The sequence below is a fragment of the Candidatus Paracaedibacteraceae bacterium genome, from assembly GCA_019636055.1.
Lineage (GTDB): Bacteria > Pseudomonadota > Alphaproteobacteria > Paracaedibacterales > Paracaedibacteraceae > Paracaedibacter.
Genome location: JAHBYH010000004.1, coordinates 60,399 through 79,718 on the forward strand (window position 1 = coordinate 60,399; position 19,320 = coordinate 79,718).

The window sequence follows — 19,320 nt, forward strand, 5'->3', positions numbered from 1 at the left end:
TGTAAACTTGCGTAGCCTCGTCCTTGAATCCATCCGTATGACTTATTTCTGATAGTTGCTGTAAAATTAAATACGGAGGGGCTCATGCCAATTTCGCGCGCTCAGAATCATACGGAATATCTAGGTAATTATAAGAGATCTCTAGAGAATCCCGAATCTTTTTGGTTCGAAGAAGGTAAGCGCTTGACTTGGTCTCAGCCCTATTCAAAGGCTATGGATGCATCATTTGATCCCCAGAACCATCATTTAAATTGGTTTGTTGGCGGAGCCCTTAATGTCAGTGTCAACTGCTTGGATCGTCATTTGTCCGATAGGCCAGCGATTATCTGGGAGGGGGATAATCCCACAGAATCTAAGACACTTTCATTCAAAGAGCTGTATGAACAAGTCTGTAAGTTTGCTCATGTCCTGAAAAATCAAGGAATACAAAAGGGAGACAGGGTTGTTTTGTATTTGCCGATGATCCCCGAGGCTGCTGTAGCCATGCTGGCTTGCACTCGAATTGGTGCTGTGCATTCAGTTGTGTTTGGTGGTTTTTCGCCTGAATCCTTGGCGAGCCGGATCGAAGATTGCCAGGCAAAAATTGTTGTCACCTCAAACGTTAGCCTTCGTGGCGGTAAAGTTATTCCTTTGAAGGATAGTGTGGATCAAGCAATGACCTTCTCTGGTACAGAATGTGTTCAACGTGTGATTGTGGTGCAGCGAACGGGTGATGCTGTTTCTTGGGGGGAACGTGATCGTTGGTATCATGACTTAATGCAGACGGCTAGTTCATATTGTCCTGCCGAAGACATGGCATCCGAGGATCCATTGTTTGTTCTGTATACGTCCGGATCGACGGGGAAACCTAAGGGGGTCCTTCATACGACCGGGGGGTATTTACTCCATGCAAATATGACTTTTGATCATGTGTTTGCACCAGAATCTGATTCAATCTTTTGGTGCACGGCGGATATCGGTTGGATCACAGGGCATTCCTATGTGGTTTATGGTGCCTTAAGTAATGGGTGTACGACATTAATGTTCGAGGGAGTCCCTAATTATCCAGAGTCAGATCGGTTTTGGCAAGTTGTGGATAAACACAAAGTAACGCATTTCTATACAGCGCCCACGGCGATCCGATCATTGATTCGGGCAGGAGATGATTATCTTCACACAACAAAGCGTACAAGTCTGAAAGTCTTGGGAAGTGTGGGGGAGCCTATTGATCCTGCATCGTGGCAATGGTATTTCGATAAAGTTGGTTTGGGACGTTGTCCGATTGTTGATACGTGGTGGCAGACTGAAACGGGTGGTCTCATGATTACACCGTTGGCGGGTGTAACATCTCTAAAACCAGGGTCGGCAACATTTCCGTTTTATGGGGTTGAGCCAGCACTTGTCAATGCCGAAGGACAAGAGATTAAGGGGGAAGGATCAGGCAATCTCGTCATTAAACGTCCATGGCCGGGGCAAGCTCGGACACTGTATCAAAATCATTCGCGATTTATTGAGACTTATTTTTCAACCTATCCTGGAACGTATTTCACAGGGGATGGTTGCCACAGGGATAAGGATGGATATTACTGGATTACAGGTCGTGTTGATGATGTGATTAATGTGTCAGGACACCGTATCGGGACAGCAGAAATTGAGGCGGTTCTTGATGAACATCCTGCGATTGTCGAGTCAGCAGTTGTGGGGTTTCCTCATGAAATTAAAGGGCAGGGCATTTATGCGTATGTGGTATTGGACCCTCATTGTAACGACCCAGTTACAGACAAGCAGATTAATGATTGGGTTCGCAAGTGTGTTGGGGCAATTGCAAGCTTAGACAAGGTGCAATTTGCAGGTCATTTGCCAAAGACACGATCCGGTAAAGTCATGCGTCGAATCTTGAGGAAGATTGCAGCCGGTGAGACTGATAGTCTGGGCGACTTGTCAACCCTGCTTGATCCGACAGTGGTTGAGGATTTAATCAAGGGAAAAATTTGACTATTTATGTAAAACGAAGTTGATCATATTTCATCTTGGAAGAGAATTAGAAAATGCGGTATGATTATATCCAAGTGTCTTTAGTTCACCGAGGTAAAATTGACAAAAAAAATTGGTGTTTTAACAAGTGGTGGTGATTGTGCAGGGTTGAATGCCGCAGTTCGCGCTATTGTTTATCGAGCCATTGAGGAATATGGCTGGGATGTTTACGGTATTACCAATGGAACAACGGGTCTGATTAATCGTCCGTTGCAATATACAAAGCTTACTCGTGAAATGTGTGATACGGCAATGTTGCGCAGTGGCGGTACGCGCCTTGGGACAACCAATAAAGCTAATCCGTTTGCATTTCCAACGACAGATGGTGCTATAGATCGTTCTCAGGAGTTTATCGATGGCTATCGTGAGCTAGGCTTAGACGCTCTGATTGGGATTGGTGGTGATGGTAGCCTTGATATCCTTAAGCGACTGGCCGACAAAGGGGAATTTGATCTTGTGGCTATCCCCAAGACTATTGATAATGATTTAGGGCTCACGGAAAATGCGATTGGCTATTCTACGGCGGTTGAAGTTGCTATGGTAGCTTTGGATCATTTACAGCCAACAGCAGCGAGTCATCAACGGGTTATGATCCTTGAAGTGATGGGGCGTGATGCTGGGCATATTGCAATGGCTGCTGGGATTGCTGGGGGTGCCGATGTTATTCTTGTTCCTGAAATATCCTATCGGATTGATAATATTTGCGCTAAAATTCGCTCTTTGGCAGAGACACAAGGTAGAAATTTTGCCTTAGTGATTGTTGCCGAGGCTGTTAAAGATGAAAACGGTGAACCTGTCATTGTCTCTCAAAAATTTGAACGCATTCGTTATGGGGGGATTGGCCATTATATTGGTGATAAAATCGCTGAACGTATTGGTGCTGATGTCCGTGTTACGTCTTTGGGGCACATCCAACGAGGAGGGCAACCCAATGCACTTGACCGGATTATTGCATCTGCTTTTGGCGTTCATGCTGTTGATTTGATTGCCGAAGGCAAGACAGATCGAATGGTTGCTTGGCAAAATCGTCGTGTAGTTGACGTGCCGATTGCAGATGCTATTGAGGGATATCAGGCTTTGTCTATTGATGATGTTTTGGTTACAACAGCTCGTGGTCTTGGTATTTGTTTAGGGGATAATTGATGCCAAACACTCTTATCTTTGCTATTTCCTATATTTTAGGGTCAATCCCCTTTGGGTTATTATTCGTGAGATTAGCCGGAAAGGGTGATATTCGTGATATTGGGTCTGGCAATATTGGGACGACAAATGTTTTGCGGACAGGCAGTAAACTGCTCGCGGTTGGGACTTTGCTAGCGGATGCCGGCAAAGGCATCGCTGCTGTCATGATGGCGCGGTATTTTGATTTATCAAATGTTGATGTTGCGATCACGGGTTTTATTGTTGTGGCGGCTCATATTTTCCCTGTTTGGTTGATGTTTAAAGGCGGCAAGGGTGTTGCAACGGCTCTTGGGGTATATTTTGCCCTAAATCCAATTTTAGGTGCTATGGTTTTAGTTACATGGATTGTCGTTGCCAAACTGTTTAGAATCTCATCCTTGTCGGCGCTGATCGCTCTTTTCATGGCGCCCATCTATACCGTCATTGTCAGTATTTCCATTGAATCAACAATTCTTTGTATTGCACTGTACGTCCTGATCTGTTGGACTCACCGTGATAATATTCGTCGCATTATGAAGGGCGAGGAAAGCCTGATTGGCAATGACAGTCGTTAATCGCTTTTGATGGTATTTGCAAACTGTAAAAATATACTCATCTTAGTTGAAGGTTTGGGATTATACCCAGCAGATTTGTGGCGACTTTCACAATTCGCTGACGATAATAGTAGTAGGCCCTCTTTGAGGAGGCGAATTGAAAAAATGAGACCAAAGATGCGCAGGGAGAATTCTATATCTTTAGTTAAGTTGAGTATAAAAGCTTGATCATTTTTAATATCTTCCTATAACCCTTGATAGGTGCTCTTGCTGATTTTTCACTAAGGAGCAATGTATATTTAAATTGATAGAAAGGTATTCGTAATGAGAAATTGGATTTTAGTGTTTAGTATGATCATCAACTGTTTATGTTTAGATAGTGTTCATGGTGCTGACGTGCTTGAAGGTTATTTTTCTGCTGAATATTTGGCGTATGCACATAGGGAACGCCACAGTATGACTGAAAAAATCGTCAATGATTTTCAGGAAAATCATGGTGATTTTCTGAGGAAAAAAATTGCTTTTGTAGGTGCTGCTACCGGGCACGAAGTAAGTTTCTTAAAAAATATCATAGGCGATATTGATGAAAGAATGACTATTATTGAGCCAGATAGTGAAGGAATAAGTGAGGGGAAAAAATTTGGATATATCTCGGATGACGCCGATATTATCATTAATGAGATGGTTGAGAATTCTGGCTTAGCCCCAAAAAGTATGGATGTTATGATATGGGAATATTATGTTGCAGGGTTGTCGGATTCAGCAGGGAATGAAATTTCAAACTGTAACACCACGCTACAAGCCATCTATAAGTTACTAAAAGATGATGGTGTTTTTTATGCACATTCTGATGTTTGGATGTTAAGGAACCTTGTCAATGCCAACAGAGAATCAGGTCTATTTAATGAGAGAATAATTGATTCAACCGATGGATTTGGTGAGATAGATCTTGACACAGGCAGAATGGAAATGCGTATATACGCATTTACGAAAAAGAAAACTCAGTAAATATGATGTGAACTCAATAATAGATCCCCCTATTTAAGGTGAGTTCGACGTAATAGGGTCTATGGCTCCATCTCTCCAATCAAGCAAAGCTAAGGTTTTCTGACGAAAACTAAGCTTTGCTAGCCGGAGATGACGAACGTGCCTGGCGTTTCTTATATCGAACTGACGTTATATAATGTGAGTTGGACGTTATGAATGATGATAAGGTTCGACGTATATAGCCGATTCTTTATAAATCGGCTATGCAAAACAGTGTCACTCACGTACTTAGTGTACACTTCGTTCCTTATTGTGGTAGCCGAATTAAAATTACTTAGCTATAGTCACTCCATTGGGCATTGATACAGCGAAATTCGTCGCTCACCTAGTCAACCTAGGCTTTGCTTCTCATTTAACTTTCATTTAACTTGTATCAATACCAACTTGAACAACTTAGGCTCAATTCTCAGAAAGTATCCTGTGGTGAAGGACGGGGTATTATCCCACACTCGCCAACAAGGTCGCATTGCCACCGGCGGCTGTGGTGTCTTGGGTGAATGTTCTTTCATGGACAAAACGCAAAAGATAGTGCGGGCCACCGGCTTTTGGTCCTGTGCCGGATAGTCCTTCTCCACCAAAAGGTTGGACACCAACGACAGCACCAATCATGCTGCGATTGACGTAGAAGTTACCGACATGCGCATGTTGTCTGACAAAATCTACCGTTTCTTCGATCCGACTATGTAATCCAAGGGTTAAACCGAACCCTTTATTATTAATGGTGTCGATAACATTGGCGAGTTCGTTGGCTTTGAATCTAACGATATGCACTATAGGACCAAAAACCTCTTTATTTAATTGAGAGGCATCAGAAAGCAACCAAGCTTGAGGGGCAAAAAATGATCCTTTTGATGGGGGAAGTTTTGCTTCAATTAAAAGTTGAGCATTATCTTTGAGCCAATCGACATGATCTTGCAGTTCCTTTTGAGCATTCGCGTCAATAACACAACCAATATCAGAGGATGCTTGAGATGTATGTCCCAGTTTAAGTTCAGCCACGGCACCTTTGAGCATTTCGATGGTTTTATCGGCAATATCGTCTTGGAGAAAGAGTAATCTAAGAGCAGAACAGCGTTGTCCTGCACTTTGAAATGCTGAAATGATAATATCACTAACGACCTGTTCGGTTAGAGCAGAGGAGTCAACGATCATCGCATTAATTCCCCCTGTTTCGGCGATAAGCGGAGTGATTGCGCTACGTCGTGCCGCCAAGGTTTGGTTGATTGTCCACGCGACATCCGTCGATCCTGTAAAGGCTACGCCGGCAATACGGGAATCTGTTAGAACAATGTCTCCGACAGTTTTGCCGGATGATGGACAATAATGCAAAACATCTCGAGGGACACCTGCCTCATAGGCAAGTTCAATGGCTCGGCGGGCAATAGTTGGTGTTTGTTGGGCAGGTTTCGCTAGGACTGTATTACCTGTTACCAGCGCGGCCGCAATTTGCCCTAAGAAAATAGCAAGCGGGAAGTTCCACGGGCTAATACAAGCAACAACACCTCGGCCATGGAGAGATAATTCGTTGCGCTCTCCCGTTGGTCCCGGTAAGGGGATGGCCATTCCCATCAAGGAACGAGCTTGATTGGCATAGTACGTACAGAAATCGATGGCTTCGCGAATTTCTGCGATAGTGTCTGCATAAGTTTTTCCGCCCTCATAAATTAAGATAGCCATAAGTTCTTCGTAGTTTTCATCAAGCTTTTTTGCGAGTGTTTCTAGAATCTTTGCTCTGAACGAAGGTGTTGTTTTGCTCCATGAAGGGTAAGCGGCACTTGCTAGATCCAGACAGTTTTTGAGGTCTTGTTCGTTGAGTTGCGGGGTGATCGAAACGTCTTGCTCCGGATTAGCAGGATCATTGATCTTTATAACTTTACCTCCAGCAGGGGTTATTGAATTCGTTAAAGGCAGGGTATTGGCAAACTTCGCTACATACTCTTCAAGGGCAGCGACGACAACCGAATCACCTAAGTCGAACCCTCGTGAATTTACCCGTGATGGTTGTAGCATGTCTTTTGGATAAGGAATGGCATCATTGTGATGGGCATCATGATTTTTTGCTTGTGTTAGTGGATCCATTAAAAGTTCCTCGATAGGTGTGGCAGGGTCATGAATTTTATTGACAAAAGAACTGTTTGCCCCGTTTTCCAATAGACGCCGAACTAAATAGGCCAACAAATCTTTATGTTCGCCAACAGGTGCGTAGATGCGACAAGGAATTCCTTGGTTGACGATTTGTGCATAAAGTTTTTCTCCCATGCCATGTAACCGTTGGAATTCAAAATCTGCATTGTATTTTTTTGCTAGTTGCATAATAGCAGCAGCTGTATAGGCATTGTGGGTGGCAAATTGCGGATAGATTTCTTTCGTGTGTTTTAACATGAGGTCAGCACAGGCAAAATAAGATACATCTGTATTGACCTTACGCGTAAAGACAGGGTAGTCACTGAGACCACGTTCTTGTGTCTTCTTGATTTCCATATCCCAGTAGGCACCTTTGACTAGCCGGACACAGAGGCGACGGTTATGGGTTTTTCCCAGATCAATTAAGTATTCAATAACGGCATAAGCTCGCTTTTGGTAGGCTTGGACAGCTAAACCTAATCCATTCCATTCCTTAAGTTCTGGTTCTTGGGAAAGTTTATCTATGATTTCGAGTGAAATCTCAAGACGATCTGATTCTTCTGCATCAATAGTTAGGGCAATATCATGTTTTTTAGCTGCCAAACAAAGGGCTAAAACCTTGGGGTAGAGTTCAGCAAAGACGCGATCTTTTTGTAATAGCTCATAACGGGGATGGATCGCAGATAATTTGACCGAAATGCTGGGCTGGCCATAAATATCGTGGCCATTGCGACAGGTTGCAATCGCTTCGAGTGCTGCTTGATAGGATTGAAAATAACGTTCCGCATCTGCAGCGGTTTTTGCGCCTTCACCAAGCATATCATAAGAGTGGCGATAGCCACGCCGTTCAGCAGAAGCAGCTTTTTTAAGGGCATCGTTAATCGATTCCCCAAGGACAAATTGATGTCCAAGGATCTTCATGGCTTGACCAACTGCAGTTCTAATAACAGGCTCTGATAGTTTTCGTGTGACTGATCCAATTGCGGCTGTAAACCCATTTTTATCAAGTCCCCAATGCAAGACAGAATCCGTTGTTGAAAGACCAAGGGTTGCTAAATTAACTAAAAGTGAGTTTGCCTTGCCAATGTTCTGCGCCCAATCCACAGAACCAACTTTGTCTTTAATTAAGGCTGTTTGTGTGTCTAGATCCGGGACGCGGAGATAGGCTTCGGCTAAGCACATTAATGCCAAACCTTCTTGGCTGCCCAAGTCATAGGTTTGTAGAAAATTTTCAATGCTTATAGCTTTTAGTTTTTGGGATCGTACGCCTGAAACCAATTTTTCAGCTGTTGACCTAATTGTCGGTGAATCAGTTTCGATAGGGGCAGTTTTTACTAAAAGTTGGGGAACAATATCATTTTCAGCTATGCGATAAAATGAATTTAGTTTTTGTTGAAGGGATGACGTCATGCGTTGATCCTTTAGAAGCTATAATAATAACTAGGATATCATGAAGTAATGGCGTCTGATAGGGGGATTGTTTATTGCATCTTTGGTAAACAATAAAGTGACTTTTGGGGTATTAATTAGCTGATTTAAACAGGAATAAATGCCAGTCTATATCGCGAATGATGAATTTATCCATGGACAATTGGTATGGATTAAAACAACTTAGATGGCCATTTTTCATAGCTTTTAAGATATTAGTTGATGTTATTTTAAGGCGGTGGATCGTGATATACTTTGTGGTCATCTTTATCTCCTTAATGCAGAAATGGGGATGACCACAAATATATCAAGAGCAATCATTTAGTGAATATAAACAGGGTAACCCAGAGAAATTAATTCTTTCTCCGCTGTTTGAATGTCTTTCTCAGTCGGGTATGCCTTAAACTCGGGGTATTTCTTCATCCAATAATTTTGAATGTTATGCCAGTTAAGTGACATAGGCGGATAATAGTTTTCGCTAGAAGAAATGGAAAACCTTACGTCGGGCTCTCGGAGTATTACGTGTAAGCAACTAGGGAATAAATCTTCTAAAGCTGTTCTTTCTCTGTATTGAAGTGGATTAGGATACATAGCTGCTGGATATTTTGCAGCGATATCCTCGGTTGAAACGTTACTTTGTTTTGCCCATTCTTGTGCATCTAGCCAATTTAACTTTACCATTTCGACATAGCTTTTCCAGTCGTAAGGGATGACTTGGATCCTATCCAAGACCCACTCTGGGACATCAATATTGCTTGGCTTAAAATGACACACAAAATCTCCATTGCCCATGATAGAAAAATCAGCATGACGTGTCATGGGTTGAGAGACGAGATGATTATCATTGTGTTCAATACTTAGATAAATAAAATCATCTTGGATGGGTTTTGATGTATAGGTCGCTGCCGGTGATTCCTGTGATGTCTTTGAGCAGGCTCCGGTATCTATCACATTATCAATTATAAAAGGGTTTTCCGGAGACAAGCCAAATATGACAATATTTGTTGTTCCCGGACAGTTTGAGGTAACGGTTATTGGACTTGTTGAGGATTCTTCGCTGCTATGCGCGAAAAGTATCATTGTCAATATGGAGAAGATTGTTTTCATTATTTTTCCTAATTATTATTCAACTTAACTTTATATTAATAATACCTGACTCATAATTGTAACATAACAAATCGTTGTTTCAAGAGGAAATTATGAACTACACTTGCAAAACAGTTGGTGATGCTGTTGTTATTGATCTAAAGGGGCGTTTAACCTTTGCTGATTATAGCCAGTTCCGTGAATTGACAGAGTTATTTACAGAAAACAAATCCCGTGAGTGTCAAATGAATTTGGGTGATCTAGAGTTTATTGATTCTGCCGGATTAGGGATGTTGTTGATTGCCCGTGATAAAATGCGGATGCAAGATGGCGAAGTTACTCTAAGAGGCGCTCAAGGACAAGTCAAGAAAATGCTTGATCTGGGCCACTTTGGAAGTTTGTTCCGTGTCGAATAATCTGTTGATTTAGCTATTATCGGTGCGGGGGGGACAATGGTCAAGCGTGATGCTGTGTTGCCACGTCAAGTTGTGGACAATTCAAAGAAAAATTTCTTGAGCAATGATTTAAAGATAGCAATATTACGGTCACCAGTAAGCTCTGATCGCATAATCTCTTGTCTTAATGACGGAAAATCAATTTTTACTGACTCTCGTAAAAATTTATCTAAACCTGTCTTTCAGGAAATCCTGAGTAAAAAAGTTCCCGCTCAAATGGCTTTTTGTTTTAAAAATAGCGATATTTATGCCATAGAATTTGTCGACATATTAAATCATGTGCTGGATTGTAATAATTATCATCCTGTTTTGAAAGATCAAATTCTTACAGCTTCACAGGAAGCATATGCTAATGCTTTTTTGTGGAGTAGCTTAGATTTAGATTCGGTTAAAGGTGTTCGTCCTATTGAATTTTTCAAGAAAATTGAAGAAAAACTACAAAATCCGACTTATGCAGATCGTTATATGGGGATCTGTTTAGCAAAGTACCCCAGTGCCCTCGAGGTATCAATTTACGTTGAGGGCGTTCCTATTGTTTGGCCGGAAACGCCTTCACAAGATAAATTTCGTGGCATTAATTTAATTCTTAATTTGACGGATAAAGTTGTGATTGATTCAACCGGAAAAGTTATACGTTTGTATTTTTTGAGTTAGCGAGAGAACATGTATTATAACCATGAAAATCCGATTCAAAAATCAATAATAGATAATAAAATATTGGTTGTCGATGATGCGGCAATCAATCGCGAAATAATCTCAGGCTTTTTGAAAAGTGCAGGATATAGCAATATTGAGTTTGCTGTTGATGGTCTTGATGCGATGGCTAAATTAGAAGATAAAGACGTTGATTTAATGATCTTAGATCTTTTAATGCCTAATATGAATGGCATGGACGTGATTAAAACTGTCCGAGCAAACGACGAGTTAAAGCAATTACCAATTTTAGTTCAGACCGCTATTTCTGATCCGGAGGAACGGGCTGACGCTTGGATGTATGGGGCGACAGATATTATCACCAAACCCATCAATAGATTAGAGCTTTTAGCCAGAGTAAAAGTTCATCTTGAAAACAGTTATTTGTTGAAAGAATTAGGAAATTATCAAAAAACAGCTGATCAGGAAGTATCTAAGGCCCTCGAATTACAGAAATCTTTGCTACCGTCTGGTGATTTAATTGCGTCTTTGGAAGACAAATACGGCATTTGCATTAATTCAATTTATATCCCGTCGAGATTCCTGAGCGGTGACATATGGGGATTATGTGAGCTTGATGAAGGTCGCATTATGGTTTGGATTTGTGATTTTTCAGGTAAAGGGATTGGGGCGTCACTCTATACTCAACGACTATATACGCTCATTAATGAAAATAAAAACAGGCTAAAAGATCCGGTTACCCTGATTCATTTTATTAACCAAAGAGTTGTCGAGATGGTTCGTATCGGTCATTTTTGTACATTTTTGGTTGGTGTGATTGATCTAAACCGTATGCAGTTTGATTATCTTTCGGCGAGTGCTCCGCATCCTATTATCTACCACCCCAATGAACAATCCTTTAACCTTGGTGATGGTACGGGGATGCCATTGGGGATATCCAAGGATGCAAATTATGAAATGCGAAGCATGCCAATAAAGGCAGGGGATAGTATCGTCCTTTACAGTGATTTGATGTGGGAAGAAGAAGGGAATATTCCAAATATGTCTTTTCTTCCCGACGATTTGCCCGAGTTAGTCCGGAATATGGAAGGGGCAAGCATGATTGGTTTTGCTAAAAAAAAGATTCTCGAGTCGGGGGAAACTGTATTTTCTGATGATCTAACTTTAATTGAAATTTCTCTAAAGCAACGGACGGAGATTATTTATGGCTAAGTTTTCTAGAAGTAAAATATTTTTCAAAGATATCTTTAGTTATTTTCTTGTCGGTTTCTTTATCAGTTTTGTGGCGCTGTTTTTTACAGCATATTATAGCTATGTCACCATATATAATACTGCTATTGAGTCATCTTCCTCAGCAATTAATGGGGCGATTATCACTGAGCAAAAAAAGATGGCGAGTATTGTTGAGTCCTATGGTATGTGGGAACAAACATATGATCATGTTGTGACCAACTTTGATAAAAAGTGGGTAGACGCTAATATAGCCGAAGACTTAAAACGTGATTTTACGATTCCGTATGTTGGTCTTTACAAAAATGATACAAATTATTCAACTCTATATTCAACTTACGATGACTTAGGGACTGTTGGTAAAACAGCGCCTTCATTTGTCAGTGAGCAAATTATGCTCTTTAAGGACACGGCAGGCAAGTCTGCCTCTCGTAGCTACTTTGCTAAGAATGGGAATAATGTTTTTATGGTGAGCGTTAGTAAAATTGCTTTACCTGATCAGTCCTCTGTTGGTGGACTTCTCGTTATTGCTAAACCAATATCAAAGGATTATCTCGAGCAGCTTTCTAAAGACTATTCGATTACCTCAATCCATTTGGTCACAGATGTTGGTGCTTTTAGTGTTGGGAATCATCCGTCAATTGCACTGAAACAAAAAGATACAGTCATCTCCTATCTTGTTTGGTCAGCCAGTGATAGTGCTAGTGGGGTATTAAAGATTTTAATGCCGATGGGATTTGTCGTCATTCTTGTTCTCATCATGATTGGTTTTATGGTTACTCGAAAAATCGTCTCAGCTAATATTGGCTATACGCAAATCTTGGAAGAACTTTCTTCGTCAGCAAAAGCGTTGCAAAAGGCCAAAGAAAAATCTGATGCGTCAAGCGAGGCAAAGACAAAATTTTTATCGATGATGAGCCATGAAATAAAAACGCCTATGAATGGTATTATGGGGATGATTACCTTGCTGAAGGATACCGAGTTGAATGAGATCCAAACGGAATATGTTAATACAATGCAATATTCAACAGAGTCCTTATTAAAACTAGTCGATAATATTTTGGAGTTCAGTAAACTTGAGAGCGGAGAGGTTAGTACTGTCTTTAGTACATTTAATTTGCGCGAAATGGTTGCTGAAGTTCATGGTTTGTTATATCCGATTAGTATCCAAAAGAAAATTAAGTTTGAGATTAATTTTGATGAGAGTGTCCCCCTAACAATTCGATCTGATGCGATTCGAATCCGACAAGTCTTATTACACTTAGTCACTAACGCCCTGAAATTTACAAAAGTTGGTTCTGTTAAAATCAATGTCGGGGGAACGGATCTTGGCCATAATAAATATGACCTTATTATCCAAGTTGCCGATACGGGGATTGGTATTCCGGATGGGATCAAAGAAACACTATTCCAAGATTTCTTCCAAGTCGACGGTAGTAAAAGCCGTGGGCAGGATGGGGCTGGTCTTGGACTTAGTATTGTGAAAAACATTGTTTCACTTTTGGGGGCAAAAGTTGGGATTGAAAGTAAACTGGGACAAGGAAGTATGTTCTGGTTCCAATTGGATGTTGAATCGATTACAAAGGCGAATGGGGTACACGAGGCATCAATGAGCTCTCTTATAGAAGTTCCGATTGTTAACCCTCAGCCAATCCATGGCCATAAGCTTGATATTCTTTTAGTTGAAGAGGATGCACCCGAAGGATCAATGGCTTACAACTTACTTGAACGACATGGAAGTCAAATTGAAACAGTCAGTAATGTTGCGGTTGCGGCTGATCGTATCTTGCAGAAAAATTACGATGCGATTCTGATTTCACTTCCCGAAAATAATGATTTGCACGGGGATTTTTCCCCCGCACTTATTAAGGCGGCGATGCAAGGGCGAATTCCAATCCCTATTTTGGGGATTTCTCGCGAGGATGTTCCGGGAATGGATTTGTCAAATTTTGATCACATTGTGTCTGCCCCATTGACATCCGCGAAACTCAATACCGCTTTACAGGATATGATCCGATCAATGCAGACTCACTAATATAGTTGTTCCGGTTGAATTTGTTCAAGTTATTGGGCTTGGCTATACAATACTATCTTCATCCAGACTGTAATCTTTTCTGAGTTTTGTTGTTTGATAGGTTTCATCCTGACCAATATGCTTCATCCTTTTGCTAAAGTATTGCAATGCTTCAACTGAAATAATCAATATGGATAAGGCAAGGAGGTCTTCAGACTTGACCAAATCAGTGGCAATAACAAGCATTTGCGCCATAGATAACCCAATCCCTAGAACCCAGAAAACGGGGTAGCTTTTTTTCCAAAAGCACTGTCTTGTTTTGTTATACCATCTCTCACATCCGGTAAGGTCCATTTCATCGGCAAGTTCTTCTTCGACTGCCGTCAGAGCATGAGATGTTGGTTCATATAATTTCCTTAACTGTCTTGCCTGGAGTCCGGAAATTTTACCTTGTTCTAGGCCTAACTTTGATAATGTTCCATCTGTACATTTTCTCAGTGCTTTTGTTCGGGCGTATTCTTTTTCTCTTTTTCGTTGCTCATGCATTGCCATTAATTTTCTTTCACGGGCCGTTAAGCGTTCTGAACTGAAATCATGGATGGTTTCACAGGTTTCCGATATAACCTGCAATATACCGATCCATGTTAATAGTTTTTCTCGTGTGTTTTTATCATATTGCCCTAAGGCTGCAAGGGGGATCATGGATCGGCGGACATAGTCAGATAAAGCTGTGATGGTCCATGTTGTATTGGCCGCAACGGTCCAAAAGATGCGTGTAACAACCTTCAATTCGTTACAACAACAAGTATGACAGCTTTGTGCAGGGGCGCAGCAGCAACCGTCAGAGTCTTCATCTTGCGAGGATGGGCGATTTAATGCTTGGCGCTGAGTTTTCCTCAGGTCAGTTAAAAGTTCAGAAAGTGTGTGATAGACGACTTCAACTTCCTGAGATTGGGAAGACGAGGCTGCAACTTCTATTTGATCTTCTATATCAGATGCAAAAAGAACATTCATCAGGACTATTAACGTAACAAACATAATTATTCCCCCTTTTTATTTTAGTTTAGACTTAATCAGAAAAAGTAATCAAGAAGGAGAGATTGTTTAAACGATATCCTAATAATTAATATAATTTAACGTGAGTTTGGCGTAAGAATCATCTCTTCCTCTTAGATGAGATGTTTTGGGATCCACCGTTTGCAAGCCACCTTAATAATTTTGGTGTGGAAATCTTTCTCTTCTTATATTGAATTATGGTATACATAATACATTTGTTTTGCCTGAATACTGATGATTTCAAGCTCGGGATAACGCAGAGCTGTGAGCTTACCGCCAAAGACACAGCCTGTATCAATGTTGATTGTATTGTTAACCCACAGAGGTTCGTCAACAACTGAGTGCCCATAAACAATTAAGGGGTCTCCATGATAGTCATTAGCCCAAGGATAGCGAATAGGTAGGCCTGTTGAGTCAAACTCTCCTGTTGTTGGGCCATAAAGACAATAGGCTCGAATTTTTGGGGAAAGTTTTCCAAAAAAATCTTCTCGGATCCCGGCATGAACGACAACTAATTTTCCATGGTCTAATAGATAATAGGGAGCAAGGCTATCGATAAACGCAATGATATCAGACTTAAAAACGTCGGGTTCATTTTCAAGTTGCTGTATCGTTTCTAACAGTCCGTGTTTTAGTTGAACATTATTTCCTTTGAGCTTGCGCTTGAGTTTATCGTCATGATTCCCGCAAACACAGAAGGCTGTTTTGCCTGAAACAGCGTTCGTTACCAATCGCAATACTTCGGGGGATTTTGGGCCACGATCGACCAAGTCGCCGACAAAAATGAGCCGTCGATTATTAGGGTGGGATATTTTATTTTTTGATATATCAACCATATAACCGAGTTTTTTGAGTAAGGCGATTAACTCATCATAGCAGCCATGAACATCACCAATGATGTCAAAAGAACCAGTCTCATGACGTTTGTCAATTTCAGGATCATTTATTACAAAGCTCATTTTTTACCTTCTAGAGTATGCTAGATTGGCTAGAACTATTTTGTTTTTCTGGAAAATGGTGCCGGTTGTCGGACTTGAACCAACGACCTACTGATTACAAATCAGTTGCTCTACCAGCTGAGCTAAACCGGCTAATCAAGATAATTCTATTGTTACCAGAACTATCTTGATTATTGCAAGATATTTTTTGTGATGATTGCACTATGATTTAGGAGCCTCCTTAAACAATGTTTGGTATAACCTGATCAAATTTTGACCAAACTCCATCTGTTCCGTGCCAATCACCTTGTGTTGCTGCTTTAGAATATTCTGTGGCTCGGTTTTCAAAAAAGTTTGTATGCTCAACGCCATTGAGGACTAAGGGTAACCAGGGAAGGGGATGTTCCTTCAGTTGTTTGTGATCTGTTCCGTCATAAGAAAAGTAGCCATGGAGTGGGGGGAGTTTGAGTTGAACGAGGCGCCAGTCACAGATATAGCGAATATACTGTTGCATATCTGTCAGACTAAGACCGTTAATGTCACCCAGGCTAAAGGCAAGCTCAATGAAGCGATCTTCAAGGGACACGATTGTTTTTGCAACATCGACGATATCGTCTTTTACTGCGCGGGTGAGAGTGCCTGTTTCTTTACCCCATTCATGATAAAGGCGGATCATGCTTTCGCAATGTAAGCTTTCATCTCTGACAGACCATGATACCACTTGTCCCATACCTTTCATTTTGTTAAAACGAGGGAAGTTCATTAACATGGCAAAACTGGCAAATAAGCTTAATCCTTCGGTAAACGCACCAAACATGGCAAGCGTACGGGTCACATCAGCGCAGGTTTTTGTGCCAAAACTGTGCATGTAATCTGCCTTGGCTGTCATGGCTGAATATTCCTTGAAAGCAGAAAATTCTGTTTTTGGCATGCCGAGTGTCTTTAAAAGTAAGGCATAGGCATCGATGTGGACAGTTTCCATATTGGTGAATGCTGCCATCATCATCTGAATTTCTAGGGGTTGGAAAATTGGAATATAGCGTTTGAAATAGTTGTCGCTGACTTCAATATCGGATTGGGTGAAAAATCGAAAAATTTGAGTAAGAAGATTATGTTCTTGTGGTGATAAGCGATCAGAATTCCAGTCTTTCAAATCCTCGCCAAGGGGGACTTCTTCACCAATCCAGTGGATTTGTTGTTGTTTTTTCCACGCTTGATAGGCCCAACTGTATCGGTCGATATCATAGGTTCCTGTGGATTCTAAAAGACCAACTTGGCCTGTATTGATTAAATCAAAAGGGTTTGTAGAACTTAAGCTTAGGGACATAATAGACTCCGTTATTGGCAAGATAAGCATTCTTCATAGTTTGTCGTCTGAGTTGGGGTGATGCTGGCCTGTTTGTTTGTCCCAGCAAATTCAGCCCGTTGGATTGATTTGGATCGACAGTAATAAAGGCTTTTGACGCCTTTTTTCCAGGCTGTCCAATGGAGCATCAACAAATCCCACTTGTTAATGTCGGATTTTAAAAATAAGTTTAGAGATTGTCCTTGGCAAATATAGGGGGCTCGGTCTCCTGCAAACTCAATTAACCAACGTTGGTCGATTTCAAAGGCTGTTTTGAATGTGGATTTTTCAGTGTTGCTTAGAAAATCAAGATGTTGGACGGACCCTTCATGTTCGATGATGGATTGCCAGACAGCATCTGTGTTTTGATCCTTTTGATTGAGCAATTGAACAAGGTATTTGTTTTTTACAATGAAATTACCGGACAAGGTTTTGTGATTATAAATGTTGGCCGGGATCGGTTCAATGCAGGCGCTTGTTCCGCCGCAAATGATGCTGATGGAGGCTGTTGGAGCAATCGCAAGTTTGTGACTAAAGCGTGTTTTAAAACCAAACTCGTCGGCATCAGGGCAGGCTCCTCGTTCTTCTGCTAAAGTAACAGCCGCGGCATCTGCTGATTTTTTTATGTGTTTAAAGATTCTATAATTCCAAGATTTGGCTAAAGCACTTTCGAAAGGAATGTTTTTTGATTGTAATAAGGAATGGAATCCCATCACACCCAATCCGACAGAGCGTTCGCGCATGGCAGAATATTTTGCAGATTCCATGGTATCTGGTGCATTTTTGATAAAGTCTTGCAGCACATTGTCTAAAAATCTAAGGATATCCTCGATGAGAAGGGGATGGTCATGCCATTCGTCCCACGTTTCAGCATTCAGGGAAGATAAACAGCAAACAGCTGTCCGGTCATTCCCCAAATGATCGACGCCTGTGGGAAGTAAGATTTCACTGCATAAGTTTGACATTTTGACGAAAAGACCAAGACGTTTGAGGTGGGGCGCTAATTTTTTATTGGCGGTATCTGTGAATATAAGATACGGCTCACCTGTTTGGAGTCGAGTCTCAAGGATTTTTTGAAACAATTGGCGTGCATTAACATGTCGAATCGGTTTATTTGTTTTGGGGCTTAATAAATCAAAAGGCTTGTCGTCCATGACAGCTTGCATAAATTGGTCGGAGATATTGATGCCGTGGTGTAAATTCAGGCTTTTGCGGTTAAAGTCCCCAGATGGTTTTCGAATATCAAGAAATTCTTCGATTTCTGGGTGATGAACATCTAGATAAACAGCGGCAGATCCTCGGCGTAAAGAGCCTTGGCTAATCGCTAGGGTTAATGAATCCATGACTCGAATGAAGGGGATAATTCCTGATGATTTTCCTGCTTTCCCGACAGGCTCACCCAGACCACGGATGTTTCCCCAATAGGTTCCAATGCCGCCGCCGTTTGAGGCTAGAAAAACATTCTCAACCCATTTGTCGACAATGCTATTTAGGTCATCATCCATTGAGTTTAAGAAGCATGAGATCGGAAGGCCACGATTGGCTCCGCCATTAGAAAGAATCGGGGTGGCCGGCATAAACCAAAGCTTTGACATATAGTCATAGAGTCTTTGGGCGTGATGGGTGTTATCAGCATAAGCACAAGCAACGCGGGCGAATAGATCTTGATAGGATTCACCTTCTAGTAAATAACGATCTTCCAGAGTTGCTTTGCCAAAATCAGTAAGGAGGCTATCGCGGGAGGAATCAGTTGTAATTGATGTTGGAGAAATCTTTTGAAACGTTGTTTTGCTGGCTTTTTTTCGATAAAGATCGCGCTCTTCAATGTTTGTTGGGAAAGGAACTAAATTCCCTTGGTGATCAAAGTCATAAGATAACGTTTGTTTGCTTGCTAGCATAGTGCCCTCATAAAGTTATAAGGGGCTAGGTTTTTTGGGGAAAGTAGAAGTAATGGTCTAACACTAAACATTCTTCTTGCTTTCAACCGGTGCACCCCGCCCGATGTTTAGCGTATCGTTGATCTTTGGCAAGTCTCCTGGCTTGTGGGAACAAAATCGTCTTCCCAGTACATTTATTGTGTGTACCAGTGACAGTGTGATTTTGCCTTGTTTCCACATACAGTTGCGGGGGCAGCTTTGGCGTTTCACCAAATTCCTTTTTAAGAGCTGAAATCAGCTCACCACAGGATCTATAGTTGCTCAAATAGAATAACTAT

The 19,320-nt window shown here is 41.3% G+C and carries 15 protein-coding genes, 1 tRNA gene and 1 riboswitch; of the genes, 8 read left to right on the top strand and 8 right to left on the bottom strand.

Annotated features, from left to right (window positions below; genetic code table 11):
• Positions 1-84: 84 nt before the first annotated feature.
• From acs to KF820_07600, 4 genes are all read left to right on the top strand, one after another.
• Positions 85-1,974 (top strand): acetate--CoA ligase, encoded by a 1,890-nt coding sequence (gene acs, locus KF820_07585; GenBank protein ID MBX3458199.1) that lies wholly within the window; start codon positions 85-87, stop codon positions 1,972-1,974.
• A gap of 99 nt (positions 1,975-2,073) precedes the next feature.
• On the top strand, positions 2,074-3,156 hold the full coding sequence (locus KF820_07590) for an ATP-dependent 6-phosphofructokinase (protein ID MBX3458200.1): 1,083 nt from the start codon (positions 2,074-2,076) through the stop codon (positions 3,154-3,156).
• A complete protein-coding gene (plsY, locus tag KF820_07595; GenBank protein ID MBX3458201.1) occupies positions 3,156-3,749 on the top strand; it encodes a glycerol-3-phosphate 1-O-acyltransferase PlsY in 594 nt (197 codons plus the stop codon). The genes KF820_07590 and plsY overlap by 1 nt, the downstream gene beginning before the upstream one ends.
• A 330-nt stretch (positions 3,750-4,079) precedes the next feature.
• Positions 4,080-4,736 (top strand): hypothetical protein, encoded by a 657-nt coding sequence (locus tag KF820_07600; GenBank protein MBX3458202.1) that lies wholly within the window; start codon positions 4,080-4,082, stop codon positions 4,734-4,736.
• A 477-nt stretch (positions 4,737-5,213) separates the two neighbouring features.
• Here KF820_07600 and putA read toward each other — a convergent pair whose 3' ends face one another.
• The 3 genes from putA to KF820_07615 form a co-directional block, all read right to left on the bottom strand.
• The gene (gene putA / locus KF820_07605) at positions 5,214-8,309 is read right to left on the bottom strand and encodes a bifunctional proline dehydrogenase/L-glutamate gamma-semialdehyde dehydrogenase PutA (protein MBX3458203.1); all 3,096 of its coding nucleotides are present in this window, start codon (positions 8,307-8,309) and stop codon (positions 5,214-5,216) included.
• 112 nt (positions 8,310-8,421) lie between these two features.
• Positions 8,422-8,592 (bottom strand): hypothetical protein, encoded by a 171-nt coding sequence (locus KF820_07610; protein ID MBX3458204.1) that lies wholly within the window; start codon positions 8,590-8,592, stop codon positions 8,422-8,424.
• Between the two features lie 56 nt (positions 8,593-8,648).
• The gene (locus KF820_07615; GenBank protein ID MBX3458205.1) at positions 8,649-9,434 is read right to left on the bottom strand and encodes a hypothetical protein; all 786 of its coding nucleotides are present in this window, start codon (positions 9,432-9,434) and stop codon (positions 8,649-8,651) included.
• A 92-nt stretch (positions 9,435-9,526) separates the two neighbouring features.
• Between KF820_07615 and KF820_07620 the strand changes: the two genes are divergently transcribed.
• Genes KF820_07620 through KF820_07635 form a run of 4 tightly spaced genes read left to right on the top strand, consistent with a single transcriptional unit; the run spans position 9,527 to position 13,787 of the window.
• A complete protein-coding gene (locus KF820_07620; protein ID MBX3458206.1) occupies positions 9,527-9,829 on the top strand; it encodes an STAS domain-containing protein in 303 nt (100 codons plus the stop codon).
• 36 nt (positions 9,830-9,865) lie between these two features.
• Positions 9,866-10,522 (top strand): hypothetical protein, encoded by a 657-nt coding sequence (locus KF820_07625; GenBank protein ID MBX3458207.1) that lies wholly within the window; start codon positions 9,866-9,868, stop codon positions 10,520-10,522.
• A gap of 9 nt (positions 10,523-10,531) precedes the next feature.
• Positions 10,532-11,734 carry a SpoIIE family protein phosphatase gene (locus KF820_07630; protein ID MBX3458208.1) on the top strand — a complete coding sequence of 401 codons (1,203 nt, stop codon included), beginning with the start codon at positions 10,532-10,534 and terminating at the stop codon, positions 11,732-11,734.
• Positions 11,727-13,787, top strand: coding sequence for a hypothetical protein (locus KF820_07635; protein MBX3458209.1), 2,061 nt, complete (start codon positions 11,727-11,729; stop codon positions 13,785-13,787). The genes KF820_07630 and KF820_07635 overlap by 8 nt, the downstream gene beginning before the upstream one ends.
• Before the next feature lie 42 nt (positions 13,788-13,829).
• On the opposite strand, the gene KF820_07640 is transcribed toward KF820_07635, so the two are convergent.
• The 5 genes from KF820_07640 to KF820_07660 form a co-directional block, all read right to left on the bottom strand.
• On the bottom strand, positions 13,830-14,804 hold the full coding sequence (locus tag KF820_07640) for a hypothetical protein (GenBank protein MBX3458210.1): 975 nt from the start codon (positions 14,802-14,804) through the stop codon (positions 13,830-13,832).
• A 203-nt stretch (positions 14,805-15,007) separates the two neighbouring features.
• Positions 15,008-15,781 (bottom strand): metallophosphoesterase, encoded by a 774-nt coding sequence (locus tag KF820_07645; protein ID MBX3458211.1) that lies wholly within the window; start codon positions 15,779-15,781, stop codon positions 15,008-15,010.
• 56 nt (positions 15,782-15,837) lie between these two features.
• Positions 15,838-15,913: transfer RNA gene (locus KF820_07650), tRNA-Thr, on the bottom strand.
• An 88-nt stretch (positions 15,914-16,001) separates the two neighbouring features.
• A complete protein-coding gene (locus tag KF820_07655) occupies positions 16,002-17,087 on the bottom strand; it encodes a ribonucleotide-diphosphate reductase subunit beta (protein ID MBX3458212.1) in 1,086 nt (361 codons plus the stop codon).
• An 11-nt stretch (positions 17,088-17,098) separates the two neighbouring features.
• Complete coding sequence (locus KF820_07660; GenBank protein ID MBX3458213.1) at positions 17,099-19,003, bottom strand: ribonucleoside-diphosphate reductase subunit alpha; 1,905 nt, start codon at positions 19,001-19,003, stop codon at positions 17,099-17,101.
• Positions 19,004-19,112: 109 nt separating this feature from the next.
• Positions 19,113-19,304, bottom strand: a riboswitch (cobalamin riboswitch).
• Positions 19,305-19,320: the final 16 nt, after the last annotated feature.

Excerpts from the sequence above, each read along its gene's own strand:
- acs (MBX3458199.1), top strand. The coding sequence starts at position 85 with ATGCCAATTTCGCGCGCTCAGAATCATACGGAATATCTAGGTAATTAT.
- plsY (MBX3458201.1), top strand. The coding sequence starts at position 3,156 with ATGCCAAACACTCTTATCTTTGCTATTTCCTATATTTTAGGGTCAATC.
- KF820_07600 (MBX3458202.1), top strand. The coding sequence starts at position 4,080 with ATGATCATCAACTGTTTATGTTTAGATAGTGTTCATGGTGCTGACGTG.
- putA (MBX3458203.1), bottom strand. The coding sequence starts at position 8,309 with ATGACGTCATCCCTTCAACAAAAACTAAATTCATTTTATCGCATAGCT.
- KF820_07610 (MBX3458204.1), bottom strand. The coding sequence starts at position 8,592 with ATGACCACAAAGTATATCACGATCCACCGCCTTAAAATAACATCAACT.
- KF820_07615 (MBX3458205.1), bottom strand. The coding sequence starts at position 9,434 with ATGAAAACAATCTTCTCCATATTGACAATGATACTTTTCGCGCATAGC.
- KF820_07620 (MBX3458206.1), top strand. The coding sequence starts at position 9,527 with ATGAACTACACTTGCAAAACAGTTGGTGATGCTGTTGTTATTGATCTA.
- KF820_07625 (MBX3458207.1), top strand. The coding sequence starts at position 9,866 with ATGGTCAAGCGTGATGCTGTGTTGCCACGTCAAGTTGTGGACAATTCA.
- KF820_07630 (MBX3458208.1), top strand. The coding sequence starts at position 10,532 with ATGTATTATAACCATGAAAATCCGATTCAAAAATCAATAATAGATAAT.
- KF820_07635 (MBX3458209.1), top strand. The coding sequence starts at position 11,727 with ATGGCTAAGTTTTCTAGAAGTAAAATATTTTTCAAAGATATCTTTAGT.
- KF820_07640 (MBX3458210.1), bottom strand. The coding sequence starts at position 14,804 with ATGTTTGTTACGTTAATAGTCCTGATGAATGTTCTTTTTGCATCTGAT.
- KF820_07645 (MBX3458211.1), bottom strand. The coding sequence starts at position 15,781 with ATGAGCTTTGTAATAAATGATCCTGAAATTGACAAACGTCATGAGACT.
- KF820_07655 (MBX3458212.1), bottom strand. The coding sequence starts at position 17,087 with ATGTCCCTAAGCTTAAGTTCTACAAACCCTTTTGATTTAATCAATACA.
- KF820_07660 (MBX3458213.1), bottom strand. The coding sequence starts at position 19,003 with ATGCTAGCAAGCAAACAAACGTTATCTTATGACTTTGATCACCAAGGG.